This is a genomic window from Pseudomonas sp. 18058 (genome assembly GCF_902706155.1).
GTDB classification, from domain to species: domain Bacteria; phylum Pseudomonadota; class Gammaproteobacteria; order Pseudomonadales; family Pseudomonadaceae; genus Aquipseudomonas; species Aquipseudomonas rustica.
Genome location: NZ_CACSJY010000032.1, coordinates 18,478 through 39,627, shown reverse-complemented (window position 1 = coordinate 39,627; position 21,150 = coordinate 18,478). Strand labels below are relative to the sequence as shown.

The window sequence follows — 21,150 nt, the reverse complement described above, 5'->3', positions numbered from 1 at the left end:
AGCTGTCAGAACGAGAACGCTAGAAGTTATACCAGAAAACAAAATTGTACAGGTTTCAATCACGGCGTAGTCTGTACAGAAAGGTAAACGAGGCCCCTATGACTGTACCTATCGCAATCATCGGCACCGGCATCGCCGGGCTCTCCGCCGCCCAGGCTCTGACAGAGACCGGGCATACCGTGCAACTGTTCGATAAAAGCCGCGGCAGTGGCGGGCGCATGTCGAGCAAGCGCAGCGACGCCGGTTCGCTGGACATGGGCGCGCAATATTTCACCGCCCGCGACCGTCGCTTCGTCACCGAAGTACAGCGTTGGCAAAGCCAGGGCTGGGTCGCCGAGTGGACGCCGCAGCTCTACACCTATCAGGGCGGGCAACTGAACCTGTCGCCGGACGAGCAGACACGCTGGGTCGGCGCGCCGCGCATGAGCGCCATCACCCGTGGTTTGCTCGACGGTCTGGAAGTGCATTTCGCCTGCCGCATCACCGAAGTTTTTCGCGGTGAAGAGCACTGGCATTTGCAGGACGCCGAAGGCTTCACCCACGGCCCCTTCAGCCACGTGGTGATCGCCACGCCGGCGCCGCAAGCCACCGCATTATTGGCCGCGGCACCGAAGCTCGCCGGCGCCGCTGCCGGGGTGAAGATGGATCCGACATGGGCCGTTGCCCTCGCCTTCGACACGCCTTTGGATACGCCAATCGAAGGCTGCTTCGTGCAGGACAGCCCGCTCGACTGGCTGGCGCGCAACCGCAGCAAACCCGGGCGCGACAACACCCTCGACACCTGGGTGCTGCACGCGACCAGCGCCTGGAGTCGGCAACACATCGATCTGTCCAAGGAAGCGGTGATCGAGCATCTGCACGGTGCGTTCGCTGAATTGCTGCACAGCGCGATGCCGGCGCCGAGCTTCAGCCTCGCCCATCGCTGGCTCTATGCACGCCCGGCAACGGGGCACGAATGGGGCACGCTGGCCGATGCCGATCTGGGCTTGTATGCCTGCGGCGACTGGTGCCTGTCCGGGCGTGTGGAGGGTGCATGGCTGAGTGGTCAGGAGGCTGCGCGCCGCTTGCACGAACACCTGCAATGAACCGCATCAACCCGCGCAAATTGCTGCTGTCGAAATGGACAGCAGCCCACCCGCAGAATCGCGAAAAGCATTTTCTGGTGACCGAATTGTTCCGCGATGAGGAAGGCACGGTGCTGGAAGTTGAGTTGCAGGCGGTGCTGACCAAGCGCGCCGAACGCCTCGATTGGCAAATCCTCAAGAACAACGACAACTGGGTATTGGGCTGGCAATAACGCCTTCGCTTTTGTAGGAGCAAAGCTTGCTCGCGAAAGCGTCTTTTCATTCAGCGTTGATATCGAATATGAAATAGCTTTCGCGAGCAAGCTTTGCTCCTACGAGGGTGATCGCGCAAAAAGTTATACAAACAATTTGACTTGTACACCTTTGAATCTATGCTAACGCAATGTTGTACAGAGATTGCACTCTGTACAGGTTTAGATTCGAGGTGCCTATGCTTGCCCTGCCCGCCGCCAAACCGAAAATCGCCATCAGTGCCTGCCTGTTGGGTGCCGAGGTGCGCTACAACGGTGGCCACAAGGAATCGCGCCTGTGCAGCCGCACCCTCACTGAATATTTCGAATTCGCCCCGGTTTGCCCGGAAGTCGCTATCGGCCTCGGCATTCCCCGCGAGCCGATTCGCCTCGTCGGTGATCCAGAGAATCCTGAAGCCATCGGCACAGTCAATCCGGCGATCAACGTCACCCAGCCACTGGCCGAATACGGCGAGAAAATGGCCGCTGAACTTGATGACATCTGCGGCTACATCTTTATGCAGCAATCGCCGTCCTGCGGGCTGGAGCGGGTCAAGGTTTATCACGCCAACGGCGCTCCGGTGAATGGCGGCGGGCGTGGCATTTACGCCCAAGCCTTCTGCGCGCAACACCCGGATTTGCCCGTGGAAGAAGCCGGGCGTCTCAACGACCCGGTGCTGCGGGAAAACTTCATCACCCGCGTGTTTGCCTACAGCGCCTGGCAGCAGGTACTCGCCGATGGCCTGAGCCGTCGCGCCCTCACCGAATTTCACTCGCGCTACAAATACTTGCTGATGGCCCACAACCCGCTGCAATACAAAGCGTTGGGCAAACTGCTGGGCAACATGGCGCACACCGATCCCGTCGAACTCGGTCCGCGCTACTTCAGCGAACTGATGGCCGCGCTGAAAAAATGCGCCACGCGCGGCACGCACTGCAACGTGCTGCTGCACATCAGCGGTTATCTGAAACAGGTGATCAGCGCCGAAGACAAACAGGAAATGGTGCACGTCATCGATCAATACCGCCTCGGCATCGTGCCGCTGGTGGTGCCGTTGACGCTGCTCAAGCATCACTTTCGCCAACACCCCGATCCGTACATCGCGCAACAGGTTTACCTGCAACCGCACCCGGAAAACCTCAGCCTGCGAAACGCCATCTGATGAACGACAAACTCGACTCCAGCGCCCAGGAAGACCTCGGCGCCGATTTCAAGAAAGCTCTTGATGAAGGCTGGTTGCCGATCCGCGAAGTCGCGCGGCAAACCGGCGTCAACGCGATCACTTTGCGCGCGTGGGAACGTCGCTACGGGCTGATCGTGCCGCAACGCACGCCCAAGGGCCATCGACTGTATTCGGCTGAACATGTGCAACGAATTCTGGCGATCCTGACCTGGCTCAATCGTGGCGTTGCAGTCAGCCAGGTCAAGCCGCTGCTCGACACCCCGCAAGCCTTCAGCGAACCGGTGGAAAACGATTGGCAACGCCTGCGTCAAACATTGCTCGCCGCCGTCACCCAGCTCAACGAACGCAACCTCGACGACAGCGTCAACCAAGCGATGGCGCTGTACCCGCCGCGCACCTTGTGTGAGCAGTTGTTGATGCCGCTGCTGGCTGAGCTCGAACAACGCTGGCAGGGCCAATTCGGTGCGCAGATGGAGCGCACGTTCTTTTTTTCCTGGCTGCGCAGCAAATTCGGTGCGCGCATCTACCATAACAATCGTCAGTTGCACGCCGCACCGCTGCTGTTGATCAACCACTCCGACCTGCCACTGGAACCTCATCTGTGGCTATGCGCGTGGCTGATCAGCAGCGCCGATTGCCCGGTGCAGGTGTTTGACTGGCCGTTACCGGCCGGCGAACTGGCGCTGGCCGTCGAACACCTGCAAGCCCGTGGCGTGCTGCTCTATTCAAGCAAGGCCATGAACCTTACCTACCTGCCCAAGCTACTGAACGGAGTCAGTTGCACAAAAATGATTGTCGGACCAACGGTATGCATCCACCACGCCGAGTTGTCCGTAAGAACTTCCGAGATCGCTGATGTGTACCTGGCTGAAGATGCGCTGTCAGCGCACCAGGTACTCGTTCAGCGTGGACTGATTTAATGATGGGTTCAATGTCATGCAATTGATCTGGCTGCGCAGCGACTTGCGCCAACACGACAACACCGCCCTCTCGGCCGCCGCAGCCCGCGGCCCGACCGTGGCCGTGTACCTGTTGAGCCCGCAGCAGTGGCTGGAACACGACGATGCCGCGTGCAAGGTCGACTTCTGGTTACGCAATCTCAAAGAACTGAGCAACAGCCTCGGCGAGCTGAACATCCCCTTGTTGATCCGCACTGCCAATCATTGGGATCAGGCTCCAGCGGAGCTGCTCAAGCTGTGCCGCGAACTGAAAGTCGAAGCGGTTCACGTCAACGAAGAATACGGCGTCCACGAAAGTCGTCGCGATGCCGCCGTGGCGGAAAGCCTGCAAGCCAAAGGCATCGAGTTTCACAGCTACCTCGATCAACTGCTGTTCAAACCGGGCACCGTGCTGACTAAAACCGAGACCTATTTCAAGGTGTTCAGCCAGTTCAGAAAGGTCTGCTACGAACGCCTGCACCGCTCGATGCCAGCGCTGGTCAAGGCGCCCGGCAAACAGGCAACACTCAAGGTCGACAGCGACCCGATTCCTGACTCGGTCAAAGGCTTCGCCACCCCAAGCGAATCCCTGCAAGCCCTGTGGCCGGCCGGTGAAGAAGAAGCGCGCCGCCGCCTCGACACCTTCACCGACGCGCAGATCGAATACTACAAAAGTGAACGCGACTTCCCGGCCAAACCCGGCACCAGTCAGCTCTCGGCATACCTCGCCGCTGGCGTGATCTCACCGCGCCAATGCCTGCACGCCGCGTTGCAAAGCAATCAGGGCGAATTCGAAAGCGGCAACGTCGGCGCTGTCACCTGGATCAACGAACTGCTCTGGCGCGAGTTCTACAAACACATTCTGGTCGGCTACCCACGGGTTTCGCGTCACCGTTCTTTCCGCCCGGAAACCGAGGCCTTGGCCTGGCGTGATGCGCCGGAGGAACTCAAGGCTTGGCAAGAAGCGCGCACCGGCCTGCCGATCATCGACGCGGCGATGCGCCAATTGCTCGAAACCGGCTGGATGCACAACCGTCTGCGCATGGTCGTGGCGATGTTCCTGACCAAAAACCTGTTGATCGATTGGCGTGAAGGCGAGCGCTTTTTCATGCGTCATCTGATCGACGGCGATCTGGCGGCGAACAACGGTGGCTGGCAATGGAGCTCATCGACCGGCACCGATTCCGCGCCGTACTTCCGCATTTTCAATCCGTTGAGCCAGTCGGAAAAATTCGACAACGAAGGCCTGTTCATCAAGCACTGGCTGCCGGAACTCGCCGGGTTGAACAAAAAGGAAATCCACAACCCGGCCAACCTTGGCGGGCTGTTTGGCGTCGCCGATTATCCGTCGCCAATCGTCAATCTCAGCGCCTCCCGCGAGCGCGCACTGGCCGCGTTCAAGAGCCTGCCATCGCGCACGGCAATGGAGGGCAGTGATGAGTGAATTCCTGCGCCGCTTCGCCCAACAATTTTGCGAGTTGAACAAAGACAACCTGCACCGGCTGGGCGAGCTGTACAGCGATGACATTCATTTCACCGACCCGTTGCACGAAGTGCAGGGGCTCAAGCAACTGCACGATTATTTCAGCGAGCTGTACGCCAACGTCAGCGAGCTGCGGTTTGATTTTCATGGCTTCGATCAGATCAGCGACGGCGAAGGCTATCTGCGCTGGGTCATGAGTTACCGCCATCCGCGTCTGGCGAGTGGTCAGGTGATTCGCGTCAGCGGCTGCTCGCATCTGCTCTGGCGCGACAAGGTTTATCGCCACCGGGATTACTTCGATGCCGGGGCGCTGTTGTATGAACATTTACCCGTATTGGGCCGGGTCATCGCCTGGCTAAAAAGGAGAATGGGATGAGTCGTACACCTCCACGGCGCTATTGGTTGACCGGGGCCAGCAGTGGCATCGGCGCGGCGCTCGCTGAAGAGATTCTGAAAAGCGGCGCGCACCTGGCGGTCAGCTCGCGCTCGGTCGCGGCACTGAAAGTCTTGTCGCAACGCTATCCGGGCCAGGTTTTAGTGGTGCCGGGGGATTTGACCAACAGTCAGACCGTGCGCGAAATCGGTGAGCAGATCGCTGAAGTCTGGGGCTCGCTGGATTCGGTGATTCTCAACGCCGGCACTTGTGAATATGTCGACGCCAAGCAGTTCGACGCGTCGATCATCGAGCACGTGGTGCGCACCAATCTGCTCGCCAGCAGCTACTGCATCGAAGCCGCCCTGCCGCTGTTGCGCAAAGGCACTGCGCCGCATCTGATCGGCGTCGCCAGTTCGGTGACGTACTTGCCGCTGCCTCGGGCCGAAGCCTATGGCGCGTCGAAGGCCGGGCTGCGTTACCTGTTCGAATCGCTGCGCATCGATCTGGCGGATGAAGGCATCGAAGTCACCATCGTCAGCCCCGGTTTCGTCGAAACGCCGCTGACCGCGAGGAACGATTTCCCGATGCCGCTCAGTTGGCCTGTGGATAAAGCCGCGCGGCACATCTTCGCCAAGCTCAAGGATCGGCCACTGGAAATCGCCTTTCCGGCGCTGTTCATGGCGGCGCTGTGGCCGCTGTCGAAATTGCCCGCCAGCCTGCAACTGGCGATCGGCAAGCGCATGGTGCGCAAGTCGCCGCCGCTGCGAGATCCAGCATGAAAATCGCCATCGTCGGCAGCGGGATCGCCGGGCTCACCTGCGCCCACCTGCTCAATCGCCGACATGACGTGCACGTGTTCGAGGCCAGCGACTGGGTCGGTGGCCACACGCACACGGTCGAAGTGACGGTCGACGGCCAGCAGTACGCGGTGGACACCGGGTTTATCGTGTTCAACGACTGGACGTACCCGAATTTCATCCGCTTGCTCGGCCAGCTCGGCGTGCCGTTCAAAGCCACCGAAATGAGTTTTTCGGTGAGCGACCCGGACACCGGTCTGGAATACAACGGCAACAATTTCAACAGCCTGTTCGCCCAGCGCAGCAATCTGTTGTCGCCGGGGTTCTGGGGCATGTTGCGCGACATTCTGCGCTTCAATAAAGAAGCCCAGCGCGACCTCGCCGAACTGCGCATTTCCAGCGACATGACCCTCAACGATTACCTGAAAGCAGGCAACTACGGCGAGCGTTTCATCCTGCATTACATCGTGCCGATGGGCGCGGCGATCTGGTCGATGCCGATGGCCGAGATGCTCAATTTTCCGCTGCAATTCTTTGTGCGCTTCTTCAAGAATCACGGGCTGTTGTCGGTGAGCAATCGTCCGCAATGGCGGGTGATCGAGGGCGGTTCCAGCGCTTACATTGCGCCGCTGACCGCCGCGTTCAAAGACAAGATCCGACTCAATTGCCCGGTAACGCGGGTTGATCGTGACGAGCACGGCGTAGTTATCCACAGCGCGGCGGGCAGCGAGCAGTTCGACAAAGTGGTGTTCGCCTGCCACAGCGATCAGGCCCTGCAATTGCTCGCCGAGCCGAGCGATGCCGAACGCGAGATCCTCGGCGCCCTGCCCTACGCCGACAATGAAGTGGTGCTGCACACCGACACGCGTTTGCTGCCGACTCGCAAACTGGCCTGGGCCAGCTGGAATTATCGGCTTAGCGGCGCCGGCCACACTCACGCCGCCGTCACTTACGACATGAACATCCTGCAAGGCATTCAGAGCGACACCACGTTCTGCGTCAGCCTCAACCAGAGCGCCGGCATCAGCCCGTTCAAAGTGCTCGCCAGATACACCTACGCTCATCCGCAATACAGCCTCGCGGCGGTAGCGGCGCAGAATCGCTGGGCGGAACTGGATGGCGCGCAACACACGCATTTTTGCGGCGCTTACTGGGCCAATGGTTTCCATGAAGACGGTGTGGTCAGTGCGTTGCGCGTGGCTTCGGCGTTCGGGGAAACCTTATGAACAGCGCCCTTTATAGCGGCTGGATCGGCCATCGGCGCTTCTCGCCGCGCAAGCATCAATTTCGCTACAAGATCGGCTTGCTCTATCTCGATCTCAGCGAGCAGGACGCCGTACTCGCGCTGTCGCCGCTGGCAGGTCGCAGCCGATTTGCACCGTTCTCCTTTCGTGAAACTGACTACCTCAAATCCTTCACCAGTCGCGGCGTGCGCTTGATTGATGCAGTACGCCAACAGGTCGGCGCCGCCATCGGTCACGAACCGCAAGGCGCGATCTGTCTGCTGACCCAAGCGCGCAGTTGGGGTTTGTCGTTCAATCCGGTGAGTTTCTTTTATTGCCACGAGGCCGATGGGCAACTGGCAGCGATTGTCTGCGAAGTCACCAACACGCCGTGGCGGGAGCGTTATCACTATGTGTTGCCGGCCCGTGCGCCGAGCAATCTGCAGGATTTCCACCAGCATTTTGCCGTGGCCAAGGCCTTTCACGTTTCGCCGTTTCTGCCGCGCGACCTCGAATACCGCATGAGCTTCAGCCCCGCCGCGAAAAATCTCGGCGTGCACATGGCCGACTGGCAGGGCGAGGAAAAACTGTTCGACGCGACGCTCAATCTGCAACGCGAAGCCCTCGACCGTCGCAGCCTGCATCGCTACCTGAAACGCTTCCCGTGGATGACCGCGAAAACCGCGTTGGCCATTTACTGGCAAGCGCTGCGGCTGTTGCTTAAACGCGTACCGATCTTTGCTCATCAGGCTGCTGACGGCAGCTTTCAAACCGCCACTGTGCCTCCCAAGGAGCACCGCCATGAAATCCTCTAGCCTGTCGGTCAGTCGGCTCAGCACCAACGGTTTGACCGGTTCGTTGCTGCGCCGTGGCGTATTGCGTCAATTGGGTCAGCTCAAACACGGGCAATTGCTGGTGGTCGAGGATGGCGAACGCTTGACGTTTGGTACGCCGGGCAGTGCCTTGCTTGGGGAAATCCATGTGCTGGATTCGGCCCTGTGGGGCATGGTTGCCAGTAATGGCTCGATCGGCGCGGGCGAGGCGTTTATCCACGGTTACTGGAGTTCGCCGGATCTGACGGCGGTGGTGCGTGTGTTCGTCAGCAACCTTGAGGTGCTCGATGCGATGGAGGGCGGACTGGCCCGCATCAGTCGGCCGTTGGTGCAAGGTCTGCACTGGCTCAATCGCAATACACGCAAGGGTTCGCAGAAGAACATCGCGGCGCATTACGACCTCGGCAACGATCTGTTCGAACAGTTTCTCGACCCGACCATGATGTATTCGGCGGCGCAATTTCTTACTCCCGAAGACACGCTGGAGCAGGCGCAACTGAACAAACTGGAGCGCATCTGCCAGAAGCTCGCGCTCAAGCCCAGCGACCATTTGCTCGAGATTGGCACTGGTTGGGGCAGCATGGCGCTTTACGCCGCACAGAATTACGGTTGCCGCGTCACCACCACGACGCTGTCGAAAGAGCAGTACGCCTTCACCGCCCAACGCATCGAACAACTCGGTTTGCAGGATCAAGTGACGCTACTGCTGGAGGACTACCGCGACCTCACGGGCGAGTACGACAAACTGGTGTCGATCGAGATGATCGAAGCGGTCGGCCATCGCTTCCTGCCGACCTATTTCAAACAGTGCGCGCACTTGCTCAAGAGCAACGGTTTGATGCTGATCCAGGCGATCACCATTCGTGAGCAACGCTACGAGCAGGCCAAACGCGGCGTCGACTTCATTCAGCGCTACATCTTCCCCGGTGGCGCCCTGCCCTGTGTGCAGAAGATGCTCGAAGTGGTCAGCCGCGACACCGACATGAACCTGCTGCACATGGAAGATTTCGGCCTGCATTACGCCAAGACCCTGCGCCTGTGGCACGAGAACTTCCGCCGCGCCCATGGCCGTTTGACCGAGCTGGGTTACGACGATTATTTCCTGCGGCTGTGGGAGTTTTACCTGTGCTACTGCGAAGGTGGTTTCCTCGAACGCACCATCGGCACCGCGCAATTGCTGCTGGCCAAACCCGCGGCGATGACTGCGCCATTGCTTGGCCGCTTCGATGCTTGAGCGCGTCGCCAATGCCGTGTTGTTCCAGATCGGCTGGCTGACCTGTGTAATCGGCGGCAACAGTTTGTGGTTGTTGCTAGCGCTGGCAGTGCTGGTGATTCATCTGCGCTGGATCAGCAGTTGGGCGGCTGAGGGACGTTTGATTCTCAGCGTGGTGATTGTCGGCACGGCGGTGGACAGTGTTTTGCGCGGCGTCGGCGTGTTTGAGTTTCAGGATCAATCGCCGCTGATTCCGTTGTGGCTGATGCTGCTGTGGGCGTTGCTTGCGACCACGTTGCGGCACTGTCTGCAATGGAGTGGTCGGCCCTGGTGGCTAGCGAGTGGATTGGGCGCGGTGGGTGGCGCGTTGTCGTATTACGGCGGTGGACGACTGGCCGGGGTGCAATTTCCCTACGGCGAATTACCGACACTGATTGGCATCGGCCTGCTCTGGGCACTGTTGTTTCCGCTTTTGCACTCTATGGCGCGGCGGTTGGCGGGCTGAGCGTCTGTCAGACCAATCACACGCACCGCGGCGACTGCCTTACACTGCCGCCATGAAAACCATTCCCCACCAGCAAATCACCGAGCCTGCAGTCACCTGCTCGACCTGCGCGGCGTGCTGCTGCCAGCTCGAAGTGATGCTGATCACCGACACCGGCGTGCCTGATCGCTTTATCGATACCGATGAGTGGGGCGGCGAAGTGATGCTGCGTCTGGACGACGGCTGGTGCGCGGCGCTGGATCGCGACACGATGATGTGCACGATCTACGAAAAACGCCCGCTGATCTGCCGCGAATTCGAAATGGGCGCCCCCGAGTGCCTCGAAGAACGCCAAGGCATTACCACTGCGTACCGCTGATCCAAAAAACAAAAGATCGCAGCCTTCGGCAGCTCCTACATGGGATTGTGTTTCACCTGTAGGAGCTGCCGAAGGCTGCGATCTTTTGATCTTGCTTACAACGGCATTGTGTAGTGCAGCGCGTAGCTTTCTACGCCGTCGTTACTGCTGGCCAGGCCGGCGTTGGAATAGTGCGTCGCACGGATCCCGACTTCATGCCCGCCATTGAAACGCAGACCAAAACCGATACGGTCTTCGAACTGGAGCGAGCCGCCAATGTTGTTGGATTCGTACTTGGTGTTGGAGAACGCGGCAACGCCGATCCCCGCTTCAACGTACGGTTTGACCGACTGGCCGGCAAACTCGTAAACAAATACCGGCGAGAACGACAGGCTGTTGTTGCTGGAGGTCTTGTCACCTTCCCAATAGGTATAGGCGCCGCTCCAGTAACCGGTCAGGCGACCGACGTCGCTCTGCAGCCAGCTCTGATCCCAATCAAAATTCATCCCCAGGCGGTAGGTCATGGTCGAATCGCTGGTGGCCCCCACCGCAAATTCAACACCTGCCGCTTGTGCAGTAATGCTTTGCCCCATTAGTGCGGCCGCAATCGCGGCCAAGCAGAATAGTCGCTTCACTTTGAAACTTCCCTTTCCGGAACGATCGTTTGGTTTTCTGGTTAACACAACGCTATAGAAGTCTGCGCCTGAATAGAAGTTCAGACGAATTTCAGCTTATTTCACGTTTTTTTCACAAACCGAAGTTTTGCACATCATTTGCGGTTTGCCCCAGCAACGGCAGGACATTTTTGAAGGACTGCAGATCCGCGCTCGTCCAGAATCTGACCGATCGGTTCGGCCCCTCAGCCAGCAGATCGCGCTCGGCCAGCAGCCGTTGAAGTTGCCGCGCCACAGCGGCGCCGGTGTCGATCAAACTGATATCCGCCGGGATCATCGATTTGAGCATCGGCTTGAGGAAGGGATAGTGCGTGCAACCAAGAATGATCGTGTCGCAACCGTTGGCCAGCAACGGATCGACATAACTTTTCAACAACGCGCGCAATGTGTCGCTGTGCAGGTCACCGCTTTCAATCAGCTCGACCAGTCCGGGACAAGGCTGGGTAATCACCCGCACATCGGTGGCGAAACGATCGAGTAATGCCGCGAACTTGGCACTCTGCAAAGTGCCCGTAGTGGCGAGCACGCCGACCACACCGCTACGGGTCGCAGCCGCCGCCGGTTTCACCGCAGGTTCCATGCCGACAATCGGCCAGTCCGGGTAATCACGACGCAAATCGGCAACCCCGGCGACGGTCGCCGTGTTGCAAGCCAACACCAACGCCTTAGCGCCCTGCTCGCGGAAAAAACCGGCAATCACGCTGCAGCGCTGGCGGATAAATTCCGGGGTTTTCTCGCCATAGGGAATGTGCCCGCAATCGGCGACATAGAGCAGCGATTCGTTGGGCAACAACTGCTGGATTTCTGCCAGTACCGACAGACCGCCGACACCGGAATCGAACACGCCGATCGGCGCTTCACGCATGGCGCGAGCCACAGACACTGCAACCCGGATCACGCTTGACGCGCAGCTCACGGAAACGCGAGCCCAGCGCATCGATCAGCAACAAACGGCCCACCAGCGGCTCGCCGAAACCAACCAGCACTTTCAACGCTTCAAGCGCTTGCAGACTGCCAACCAGACCCACCAACGGCCCGACAACACCCGCTTCGCTGCAGGTCAGTTCGGCTTCGCTGCCGTGGCCGTACAAGCAGTGATAGCACGGGCTCTCATCGCGGCGCGGGTCGAACACCGACAATTGCCCTTCAAGACGAATCGCCGCGCCGCTGACCAGCGGTTTGCGCGCCGCCACACACGCGGCGTTGACCGCCTCGCGCGTAGAAAAATTATCGGAACAGTCGAGCACCAGATCCACCGCTGTCACGGCGGCGGCGAGAGAATCCTCGTCCAGCGCCTGCCGGTGGGCGATCAACTGGATCTCCGGATTGATCGCGCTCAGACGCTTGAGCGCCGAATCGACCTTGCTCATGCCGACGCTGTCGGTGTCATGAATGATCTGGCGTTGCAGGTTGGTCAGATCGACCGTGTCGAAATCCGCCAGATGCAATTCACCGACACCCGCCGCCGCCAGATACAAGGCGACCGGCGCGCCGAGACCACCGAGGCCGACGATCAGCACGCGACTGTCCTTGAGCTTCAACTGGCCATCGATGTCGATGTGTTGCAGCAGAATCTGCCGGCTGTAGCGCAGCAACTCCTGATCATTCAGCACGGCAGGCGTCCCAGACTGATGCGTTGATGGCCGCCCAGATCGGTGCGGCTGTGGACTTCTTCAAAACCGCGCGTCAGCAACAAATCGCGCACGGCTTCGGCTTGATCATAGCCATGTTCGAGCATCAGCCAGCCACCGGCCTCGAGATACTCCGGGGCCTGTTCGACGATCAAGCGCAGATCATCGAGGCCGTCTTCACCGGCGACCAAGGCGCTGGCCGGCTCGAAGCGCACATCGCCTTCGACCAGATGCGGATCGGCCGCCGCAATATACGGCGGGTTGCTGATGATCAACTGAAAACGCTGACCAGCCAGCGAGCTGAACCAATGGCTGCTCAGCACCGTGGCATTGTTCAAATGCAGGCGCTGACGATTGCGTTCGGCCAGTGCCACGGCTTCGAGTACGCGATCCACCGCCGTGACTTTCCACGCCGGACGTTCACTGGCCAGAGCCAAGGCGATCGCGCCGCTGCCAGTGCCGAGGTCGAGCACTTTGGCCGGGGTCGCGGACAGCAATTCCAGCGCCGCTTCTACCAGCAACTCAGTGTCCGGACGCGGGATCAGCGTGTGCGGCGCGACTTCCAGATCGAGTTTCCAGAAACCCTGCTGACCAAGAATGTAGGCCACCGGCTCACCGCCACGGCGACGTTGCAGGTATTCGGCAAAGGTCAGCGCCGCGTCACTCGGCACGATGCGCTCGGGCCAGGTGTGCAGAAAACTGCGCGACTTGCCCAGTGCAGCGGCCAGAAGCAATTCGGCGTCCAGACGCGCAGTGGCCGAGTCCGGCAGTTCGGCGGCGCGCAACAGGCTGGCAATGATGGTCATTTATTCACCTATCGCTGCGAGTTGATCAGCCTGGTATTCGGCCAGCAACGGCTCGATCACCGCATCAACGCCACCGGCGAGAATTTCATCAAGGGAATACAAGGTCAGGTTGACGCGATGGTCGGTAACCCGGCCCTGAGCAAAGTTGTAGGTGCGAATGCGTTCGGAGCGGTCGCCGGAACCGACCAGCAATTTACGCTCGCTGGCGATGGCATTCGCTGCCGCTGCGGTTTGCTGATCGTTGAGTTTCGCCGACAGCCAGGCCATCGCCCGGGCACGGTTCTTGTGCTGGGAACGCTCTTCCTGACACTCGACGACGGTACCGGTCGGAATGTGCGTGATGCGGATCGCCGAGTCGGTGGTGTTGACGTGCTGACCACCGGCCCCGGAGGAGCGGAACGTGTCGACGCGCAAATCCGCCGGGTTGATCTCGATCGCTTCGCGCTCGTCCGGCTCGGGCAACACAGCCACGGTGCACGCGGAGGTGTGGATACGGCCCTGGGATTCGGTGGCGGGTACACGCTGAACGCGGTGCGCGCCGGATTCGAATTTCAGCTTGCCGTAAACATTGTCGCCTTCGATGCGCGCGATGACTTCTTTATAGCCGCCGTGTTCGCCTTCGTTTTCCGAGAGGATCTCCACGCGCCAGCCGCGACGCTCGGCGTAACGCGAGTACATGCGGAACAGGTCGCCGGAGAAGATCGCCGCCTCGTCGCCACCGGTGCCGGCGCGAATTTCGAGGAAGACGTTGCGCCCGTCATTCGGATCCTTCGGCAACAACATGCGTTGCAGGTCGGCTTCCAAAGTGATCAGCGATTCTTTGGCTTCGCGGACTTCTTCCACGGCCATTTCACGCATGTCCGGGTCGTTGTCCTTGAGCAGCGCCTGCGCGCTTTCAAGATCGCTTTGTACGCTGAGGAGCTTTTTATAGCCTTGTACGACCGGCTCGATTTCGGCGTATTCCTTGGAATAGGCGCGGAATTTGCTCTGATCGGCAATGACTTCGCCGTCGCCGAGCAGTGCGGTCAGTTCCTCGAAGCGATCCTGGAGGATGTCCAGCTTATTGTGCAGTGACGCTTTCATTGCGGTTTTTTATCCGAAAAGCTATCCGGTGAGCCCTCGAGGGCAAAGAGTTCCTGGGCCATGGCCAGCGCATCGAGGCGGCCTTCGGCAGAAAGCTTTTTCAGTTGCACGCTGGGCGCATGCAACAGTTTATTGGTCAGGCCACGGGCCAGTTGCCCGAGCACGTCTTCGGCGTTGCCGCCATTGGCCAGCAGACGCAGGGCTTTTTGCAGCTCCTCGTCGCGCAGGCGTTCACTCTGTTGACGATAGGCCTTGAGCACATCAACCGCCGCGAGTTCGCGCAGGCGCACCATGAAATCGTCGGCGCCGACCGAAACCATCTCTTCGGCGGCTTGCGCTGCGCCCTGGCGGCTCTTGAGGTTTTCGGCGACCACTTCGTGGAGATCGTCGACGCTATACAGGTAAACATCGTCCAGTTCGCCGACTTCCGGTTCGATATCCCGGGGAACCGCGATGTCGACCATGAAGATCGGTTTGTGCTTGCGCAGTTTCAATGCGCTCTCGACCGCGCCTTTGCCGAGAATCGGCAACTGACTGGCGGTCGAACTGATGACGATATCGCTGCGCACCAGTTCTGCCGGGATGTCCGACAGCAACACCGCGTGGGCGCCGAACTGTTCGGCGAGCAAACTGGCGCGTTCGAGCGTGCGGTTGGCGACGACGATGCGCTTGACGCCCAGCTCGTGCAAATGGCGGGCGACCAGCGTGATGGTCTCGCCGGCGCCGATCAGCAAAGCCTGGCTGCGTTGCAAATCACTGAAAATCTGTTTGGCCAGACTGACGGCGGCAAATGCCACCGATACCGGGTTTTCGCCGATGGCGGTGTCGGTGCGCACCTGCTTGGCGGCATTGAATGTCGCCTGAAACAATCGCCCCAGCAGCGGGCCGATGGTGCCGGCCTCGCGGGCCACGGCGTAGGCCGATTTCATTTGGCCGAGAATCTGCGGTTCGCCCAACACCAGCGAGTCGAGCCCGGAGGCGACGCGCATCATGTGACGAACTGCCGCATCATCTTCATGCACATAAGCACTCGCGCGCAGCTCATCGAGGCTTAAATGATGGTAATCAGCCAGCCAGCGCAAGACGACATCGGCAGAAAGCTGATCCTGTTCTATATAAAGCTCACTGCGATTGCAGGTGGAGAGGATCGCGGCTTCGCGGCTGTCAGTCAGTCGGCAAAGCTGCTGCAAGGCCTCCACCAGTTGCTCAGGCGTAAAAGCCACGCGCTCGCGGACGTCTACTGAAGCAGTCTTGTGGTTGATACCGAGTGCAAGGAAGGCCATTCAAAGTCGCTGGTGGTGACGTGAAGCCGGCAATTGTCCTACTTCGTCAGATTCAGAACAACTACCGCTGACTATTGTCCCAATGGTCAGTCCCTATAATGGGCACAATTTGGCTCCTTGCAGGAGCTGCCGCAGGCTGCGATCTTTTGATTGATCGTTCCCACGCTCGGCGTGGGAATGCAGCCCGGGACGCTCCGCGTCTCAAACAACGTCAAAAGATCGCAGCCTGCGGCAGCTCCTACAGGGCGATAAGCCGTAAATTGCCTGAGCGGTTATGTTTGGCCGAAGGCTTGTGTCATGATGATCCGACCGCAGGTTAGTCGTCCTCTTCCTATATGAATAGATCTTCCGCGTTGCTCCTCGCTTTTGTCTTCCTCAGCGGCTGCCAGGCCTTGGCACCCGTGTCGCCGGACGGTACGCCGCCGGTCGAAGACACCACGCCCGCGCCTGAAAAGCCCAAGGTTTACAGCTCGTTCAGCGAGGAAACCGTCTTCAGCCTGTTGAGCGCCGAACTCGCCGGCCAGCGCAATCGCTTCGATATTGCGCTGGATAACTACGTGACCCAGGCGATCAATACGCAAGATCCGGGCGTTTCCGAGCGTGCGTTCCGCATCGCCGAATATCTGGGCGCCGATCAACCGGCCCTCGATACCGCGCTGATCTGGGCGAAAAACGCTCCGGAAGACCTCGAAGCGCAACGCGCCGCCGCCGTGCAACTGGCGCGCGCCGGGCGTTACGACGACTCGATGGTCTATATGGAGAAAGTCCTGCAGGGCAAGGGCGACACCCATTTCGACTTCCTCGCCCTGTCGGCGGCTGACACTGATCAAGAAACCCGCAACGGTCTGATGAAAAGTTTTGACCGTTTATTGCAGCGCCACCCAAACAACAGTCAGCTGATTTTCGGCAAAGCCCTGCTGTTGCAACAAGACGGCGACAATAAAGCGGCCCTGACCCTGCTCGAAGACCATCCGCCGGAAGAAGGCGAAATCGCCCCGATTCTGTTGCGCGCACGCTTGCTGCAAGTGATGAACCGTGGCGACGAAGCGCTGCCGCTGCTGCGAAAAAACATCAAGAAATACCCGGACGACAAACGCCTGCGCCTGACTTACGCGCGCATGCTGGTCGAGCAAGACCGGATGGACGACGCCAAAGTCGAATTCTCCAGCCTCGTTCAGCAATACCCGGAAGACGACGAACTGCGTTACTCGCTGGCGCTGGTGTGCCTCGAAGCCAAGGCCTGGGACGAGGCCAAGGGTTACCTGGAAGACCTGATCGCCCGCGAAAGCCACGTCGATTCAGCCCACCTGAACCTCGGTCGCATCGCCGAAGAGCGTAACGATCCGCAAGGCGCGCTGATCGAGTACGCCCAGGTCGGCCCGGGCAACGACTATCTGCCGGCGCAGTTGCGTCAGGCCGATATTCTGATGAACAACGGCAAAACCGCTGAAGCGCAAAGCAAACTGGCGGCGCAGCGTGACGAAGAACCGGATTACGCGATCCAGTTGTACCTGATTGAAGCGGAAACCCTGTCGGCCAATAAACAGGACGACAAGGCCTGGAAAGTCTTGCAGCAAGCGTTGCTGCAATACCCGGACGACCTGAATCTGCTCTACACCCGGGCGATGCTCGCGGAAAAACGCAATGATCTCGGGCAGATGGAAAAAGACCTGCGCCTGATCATCAAGCGTGATCCGGACAACGCGATGGCGCTGAATGCGCTGGGTTACACCCTCTCCGACCGCACGACTCGCTACGCTGAAGCGAAGACGCTGATCGAGCAGGCGCACCAGATCAATCCGGAAGACCCGGCCGTACTCGACAGCCTCGGCTGGGTGAATTACCGCTTGGGCAATCTGGACGACGCCGAGAAATATCTGCGTCAGGCGCTGGAGCGTTTCCCGGATCACGAAGTCGCCGCGCATCTGGGCGAAGTGTTGTGGGCCAAGGGCAACCAGCGTGAAGCCAAACAAATCTGGGGCAAATTCCTCAAGGATCAGCCCGACAGCACCATTCTGCGCAGCACCATCAAGCGCCTGACCGGATCCGAGACTCTTTAACTCATGTTTTTGCGCCACGTTATTGTTTTCAGCTTCATCGCCCTCCTCGCTGGTTGTTCGGGTTTTGGTACTCGCGAATCGGTCGAGGGCCACGGCAGCCCGGCTCAATGGGCGGCGAACAAACAGCAACTGACCGGCCTCGATGGCTGGCAGATCGACGGCAAGATCGGCATCCGCGCACCGAAAGATTCCGGTAGCGGCACGTTGTTCTGGCTGCAACGACAGGATTACTACGACATTCGTCTGTCCGGCCCGTTGGGTCGTGGCGCTGCACGCCTGACCGGACGCCCGGGCAAGGTGTCGCTGGAAGTCGCCAATCAGGGTCGCTACGAATCGCAATCGCCGGAAGCCCTGCTCGAAGAGCAACTGGGCTGGAAGTTGCCGGTGTCGAATCTGGCCTGGTGGGTGCGTGGCCTGCCGGCTCCGGACACTAAAAGTCGCCTGAATCTGGACGCCGACAGCCGTCTGGCCAGCCTGGAACAGGACGGCTGGAAAGTTGAGTACACCGCGTACACCGAACAAAACGGTTACTGGTTGCCCGAGCGCATCAAGCTGCACGGCACCGACCTCGACGTCACGCTGGTGATCAAGACCTGGCAACCGCGCAAGTTGGGGCAATAACGCATGACCGCTGCACGTCTGACCCTGCCCTCGCCGGCCAAACTCAATCTGATGCTGCACATCCTTGGTCGCCGTGAAGACGGTTATCACGAGTTGCAGACGCTGTTTCAGTTTGTCGACTACGGCGATGAAATCACTTTTGCCGTGCGCGATGACGGCGTGATTCAGTTGCACACCGAATTTGCCGGCGTGCCGCATGACAGCAATCTGATCGTGCGCGCAGCCAAAATGCTTCAGCAACAATCGGGTTGTACGCTGGGTATCGACATCTGGATCGACAAAATTCTGCCCATGGGCGGCGGCATCGGTGGCGGCAGCTCAAACGCAGCGACCACCTTGCTCGGTCTGAATCACTTGTGGCAGCTGGGCTGGGATGAAGATCGCCTGGCGGCACTGGGTCTGACGCTTGGCGCCGACGTGCCGGTTTTCGTCCGTGGTCACGCGGCTTTTGCCGAGGGCGTGGGCGAGAAACTCACCCCGGTCGATCCCGAAGAACCGTGGTATCTGGTGCTCGTACCGCAAGTCTCTGTAAGTACGGCAGAAATTTTTTCCGATCCTTTGTTGACACGTAACACGCCGCCCATTAAAGTGCGCCCCGTTCCCGAGGGAAACAGTCGAAATGACTGCTTGCCGGTGGTTGCAAGGCGTTATCCAGAGGTACATAACGCATTGGATTTGTTAGGTAAATTTACCGAAGCAAAGCTCACCGGAACTGGAAGTTGTGTGTTTGGGGGCTTCCCAAGCAAAGCTGAAGCTGATAAAGTCTCGGCCCTTCTGACAGAGACCCTTACAGGGTTTGTAGCGAAAGGAAGCAACGTTTCGATGTTGCATCGCAAGCTGCAAAGTCTGCTCTAAAGGAACCAAGTGCACGGCACTTGATGCAACAGATACAGGGGCGTCGCCAAGCGGTAAGGCAGCAGGTTTTGATCCTGCCATGCGTTGGTTCGAATCCAGCCGCCCCTGCCATTTTCTATACTCATCCAGGTTACCCTCAGCCTCTAGGTACTGCGCGTGTCCAAGATGATGGTCTTTACGGGGAACGCTAACCCCGATCTGGCTCGGCGTGTTGTACGTCAGCTGCATATCCCTCTCGGTGACATCTCTGTCGGTAAGTTTTCCGACGGCGAAATTACAGCCGAGATCAATGAAAACGTTCGCGGTAAAGACGTTTTCATTATTCAGCCGACTTGCGCTCCGACCAACGATAACCTGATGGAACTGGTAGTGATGGCTGACGCCTTCCGCCGCTCCTCGGCTACTCGTATCACTGCTGTTATTCCTTATTTTGGTTATGCCCGTCAGGATCGCCGTCCGCGTTCCGCACGTGTGGCTATCAGCGCGAAAGTCGTTGCTGACATGCTTACCGTAGTCGGCATCGACCGTGTTCTCACGGTTGATCTGCATGCTGACCAGATTCAGGGTTTCTTCGATATTCCGGTAGATAACATCTACGGCTCCCCGGTTCTGGTGGATGACATTGAAGATCAGCGCTTCGAAAACCTGATGATTGTGTCCCCGGACATTGGTGGCGTCGTGCGTGCACGTGCTGTTGCCAAATCCCTGGGCGTGGATCTCGGGATCATCGACAAACGCCGTGAGAAAGCCAATCACTCTGAAGTGATGCATATCATCGGTGATGTCGAAGGGCGTACCTGTATTCTGGTCGATGACATGGTCGATACCGCCGGCACTCTGTGCCACGCGGCCAAGGCCCTGAAAGAGCATGGCGCAGCCAAGGTCTTTGCCTACTGCACACACCCTGTGCTGTCGGGTCGGGCCATCGAGAATATCGAAAATTCCGTGCTGGACGAGCTGGTGGTGACTAACACCATCCCGCTGTCCGCTGCAGCACAAGCCTGTGCACGTATCCGTCAACTGGATATCGCACCGGTTGTTGCCGAAGCGGTTCGCCGCATCAGCAATGAAGAATCGATCAGCGCGATGTTCCGTTAAGGGCCCTGCCCTTCTCGAAATGTCTCGTTGACGAAAAGCGCCCCGCCCCGGCATTCCTGCCGGGGCGGGGCTTTTTTGCCCATACCGTGTTTGGCGCTGGTCGCAAACGTCAACCCGGTCATGGCTATATTGGAGATACACAATGAACGATTTTACTCTGAATGCTGAACTGCGTTCCGACCTGGGGAAAGGTGCGAGCCGCCGCCTGCGTCGTCTCGCCGCTCTGGTTCCAGCTGTTGTTTACGGTGGCGAAAAAGCCCCTGAATCCATCAGCATGCTGGCCAAAGAAGTTGCCAAACTGCTCGAAAACGATGCTGCCTACAGCCACGTTATCGAACTGAACGTTGGCGGCAAAAAGCAGAACGTCATCATCAAGGCTCTGCAACGTCACCCGTCCAAGGGTCACGTTCTGCACGCTGACTTCGTACGCGTCGTAGCTGGCCAGAAACTGACCGCTATCGTGCCTGTGCACTTTGTTGGTGAAGAAGCTCCGACCAAGAAAGGCGGCGAGATCTCGCACGTCCTGAACGAAATCGAAGTTTCCTGCCTGCCGAAAGATCTGCCTGAGTTCATCGAAGTCGACCTGTCGGCTCTGGAAATCGGCGCAATCGTTCACCTGTCCGACCTCAAAGCCCCTAAAGGCGTTGAGTTCGTTGCACTGGCTCACGGCGACGACAAAGCTGTTGCAAACGTACACGCTCCACGCGTTGCTCCAGAAGCTGAAGAAGGCGCAGCAGAGTAATTCACTCTGTCATGCCTGAGTGAGCAAGTAACATCGCGGACTGGAACGTAGCGAGAAAGCGGGCGAGAACGCGGAGTTTACATCCATGGTAAA

Annotated in this window: 23 protein-coding genes and 1 tRNA gene; 18 read left to right on the top strand and 6 right to left on the bottom strand. The window is 59.1% G+C overall.

Annotation, left to right across the window (positions count from 1 at the left end; all coding sequences use genetic code 11):
* Positions 1 to 98 precede the first annotated feature (98 nt).
* From GVL50_RS18030 to GVL50_RS17975, 12 genes are all read left to right on the top strand, one after another.
* Positions 99 to 1,085 carry an NAD(P)/FAD-dependent oxidoreductase gene (locus GVL50_RS18030; protein WP_053123729.1) on the top strand — a complete coding sequence of 329 codons (987 nt, stop codon included), beginning with the start codon at positions 99 to 101 and terminating at the stop codon, positions 1,083 to 1,085.
* Positions 1,082 to 1,297, top strand: coding sequence for a TIGR02450 family Trp-rich protein (locus tag GVL50_RS18025; RefSeq protein WP_159814627.1), 216 nt, complete (start codon positions 1,082 to 1,084; stop codon positions 1,295 to 1,297). The genes GVL50_RS18030 and GVL50_RS18025 overlap by 4 nt, the downstream gene beginning before the upstream one ends.
* 218 nt (positions 1,298 to 1,515) lie before the next feature.
* On the top strand, positions 1,516 to 2,478 hold the full coding sequence (locus GVL50_RS18020) for a DUF523 and DUF1722 domain-containing protein (RefSeq protein ID WP_159814626.1): 963 nt from the start codon (positions 1,516 to 1,518) through the stop codon (positions 2,476 to 2,478).
* Positions 2,478 to 3,419, top strand: coding sequence for a MerR family transcriptional regulator (locus GVL50_RS18015; RefSeq protein ID WP_159814625.1), 942 nt, complete (start codon positions 2,478 to 2,480; stop codon positions 3,417 to 3,419). Before GVL50_RS18020 ends, GVL50_RS18015 begins: the two co-directional genes overlap by 1 nt.
* 16 nt (positions 3,420 to 3,435) lie before the next feature.
* The gene (gene phrB / locus GVL50_RS18010) at positions 3,436 to 4,881 is read left to right on the top strand and encodes a deoxyribodipyrimidine photo-lyase (protein ID WP_159814624.1); all 1,446 of its coding nucleotides are present in this window, start codon (positions 3,436 to 3,438) and stop codon (positions 4,879 to 4,881) included.
* Positions 4,874 to 5,296 (top strand): nuclear transport factor 2 family protein, encoded by a 423-nt coding sequence (locus GVL50_RS18005; protein WP_053123738.1) that lies wholly within the window; start codon positions 4,874 to 4,876, stop codon positions 5,294 to 5,296. The genes phrB and GVL50_RS18005 overlap by 8 nt, the downstream gene beginning before the upstream one ends.
* On the top strand, positions 5,293 to 6,075 hold the full coding sequence (locus GVL50_RS18000; RefSeq protein WP_159814623.1) for an SDR family oxidoreductase: 783 nt from the start codon (positions 5,293 to 5,295) through the stop codon (positions 6,073 to 6,075). The genes GVL50_RS18005 and GVL50_RS18000 overlap by 4 nt, the downstream gene beginning before the upstream one ends.
* Complete coding sequence (locus tag GVL50_RS17995) at positions 6,072 to 7,319, top strand: NAD(P)/FAD-dependent oxidoreductase (RefSeq protein ID WP_159814622.1); 1,248 nt, start codon at positions 6,072 to 6,074, stop codon at positions 7,317 to 7,319. The genes GVL50_RS18000 and GVL50_RS17995 overlap by 4 nt, the downstream gene beginning before the upstream one ends.
* A complete protein-coding gene (locus tag GVL50_RS17990; protein WP_053123744.1) occupies positions 7,316 to 8,131 on the top strand; it encodes a DUF1365 domain-containing protein in 816 nt (271 codons plus the stop codon). The genes GVL50_RS17995 and GVL50_RS17990 overlap by 4 nt, the downstream gene beginning before the upstream one ends.
* A complete protein-coding gene (locus GVL50_RS17985) occupies positions 8,118 to 9,383 on the top strand; it encodes a cyclopropane-fatty-acyl-phospholipid synthase family protein (RefSeq protein WP_159814621.1) in 1,266 nt (421 codons plus the stop codon). Before GVL50_RS17990 ends, GVL50_RS17985 begins: the two co-directional genes overlap by 14 nt.
* Entirely contained in the window at positions 9,376 to 9,867 is a 492-nt protein-coding gene (locus GVL50_RS17980; RefSeq protein ID WP_159814620.1) for a DUF2878 domain-containing protein, read from the top strand. The genes GVL50_RS17985 and GVL50_RS17980 overlap by 8 nt, the downstream gene beginning before the upstream one ends.
* A 52-nt stretch (positions 9,868 to 9,919) precedes the next feature.
* A complete protein-coding gene (locus GVL50_RS17975) occupies positions 9,920 to 10,225 on the top strand; it encodes a YkgJ family cysteine cluster protein (protein WP_053123751.1) in 306 nt (101 codons plus the stop codon).
* A 95-nt stretch (positions 10,226 to 10,320) separates the two neighbouring features.
* On the opposite strand, the gene GVL50_RS17970 is transcribed toward GVL50_RS17975, so the two are convergent.
* The 6 genes from GVL50_RS17970 to hemA all read right to left on the bottom strand — a co-directional run bounded on the left by GVL50_RS17970 (position 10,321) and on the right by hemA (position 15,681).
* Positions 10,321 to 10,839, bottom strand: a complete 519-nt coding sequence (locus GVL50_RS17970) for an acyloxyacyl hydrolase (protein ID WP_053123753.1) — start codon at positions 10,837 to 10,839, stop codon at positions 10,321 to 10,323.
* 112 nt (positions 10,840 to 10,951) lie between these two features.
* Positions 10,952 to 11,743, bottom strand: a complete 792-nt coding sequence (murI, locus tag GVL50_RS17965) for a glutamate racemase (RefSeq protein ID WP_159814619.1) — start codon at positions 11,741 to 11,743, stop codon at positions 10,952 to 10,954.
* Complete coding sequence (locus GVL50_RS17960) at positions 11,736 to 12,491, bottom strand: molybdopterin-synthase adenylyltransferase MoeB (RefSeq protein ID WP_159814618.1); 756 nt, start codon at positions 12,489 to 12,491, stop codon at positions 11,736 to 11,738. The genes murI and GVL50_RS17960 overlap by 8 nt, the downstream gene beginning before the upstream one ends.
* Entirely contained in the window at positions 12,485 to 13,315 is an 831-nt protein-coding gene (gene prmC / locus GVL50_RS17955) for a peptide chain release factor N(5)-glutamine methyltransferase (protein ID WP_159814617.1), read from the bottom strand. The genes GVL50_RS17960 and prmC overlap by 7 nt, the downstream gene beginning before the upstream one ends.
* A complete protein-coding gene (gene prfA / locus GVL50_RS17950; RefSeq protein WP_053123761.1) occupies positions 13,316 to 14,398 on the bottom strand; it encodes a peptide chain release factor 1 in 1,083 nt (360 codons plus the stop codon).
* Positions 14,395 to 15,681: a glutamyl-tRNA reductase gene (gene hemA / locus GVL50_RS17945; RefSeq protein ID WP_053123763.1), complete on the bottom strand. Its 1,287-nt coding sequence runs from the start codon at positions 15,679 to 15,681 to the stop codon at positions 14,395 to 14,397. Before hemA ends, prfA begins: the two co-directional genes overlap by 4 nt.
* 335 nt (positions 15,682 to 16,016) lie before the next feature.
* Here hemA and GVL50_RS17940 point away from each other — a divergent pair, with 335 nt between their 5' ends.
* From GVL50_RS17940 to GVL50_RS17915, 6 genes are all read left to right on the top strand, one after another.
* Complete coding sequence (locus tag GVL50_RS17940; RefSeq protein WP_159814616.1) at positions 16,017 to 17,741, top strand: tetratricopeptide repeat protein; 1,725 nt, start codon at positions 16,017 to 16,019, stop codon at positions 17,739 to 17,741.
* 3 nt (positions 17,742 to 17,744) lie between these two features.
* Positions 17,745 to 18,362 (top strand): lipoprotein insertase outer membrane protein LolB, encoded by a 618-nt coding sequence (gene lolB / locus GVL50_RS17935; protein ID WP_053123767.1) that lies wholly within the window; start codon positions 17,745 to 17,747, stop codon positions 18,360 to 18,362.
* A 3-nt stretch (positions 18,363 to 18,365) separates the two neighbouring features.
* Positions 18,366 to 19,217, top strand: a complete 852-nt coding sequence (ispE, locus tag GVL50_RS17930; protein ID WP_159814615.1) for a 4-(cytidine 5'-diphospho)-2-C-methyl-D-erythritol kinase — start codon at positions 18,366 to 18,368, stop codon at positions 19,215 to 19,217.
* Between the two features lie 36 nt (positions 19,218 to 19,253).
* Positions 19,254 to 19,328, top strand: a tRNA-Gln gene (locus GVL50_RS17925).
* A 45-nt stretch (positions 19,329 to 19,373) separates the two neighbouring features.
* Entirely contained in the window at positions 19,374 to 20,315 is a 942-nt protein-coding gene (locus tag GVL50_RS17920; RefSeq protein ID WP_003171603.1) for a ribose-phosphate pyrophosphokinase, read from the top strand.
* A gap of 142 nt (positions 20,316 to 20,457) precedes the next feature.
* Positions 20,458 to 21,057 carry a 50S ribosomal protein L25/general stress protein Ctc gene (locus GVL50_RS17915; protein ID WP_053123771.1) on the top strand — a complete coding sequence of 200 codons (600 nt, stop codon included), beginning with the start codon at positions 20,458 to 20,460 and terminating at the stop codon, positions 21,055 to 21,057.
* Positions 21,058 to 21,150 lie beyond the last annotated feature (93 nt).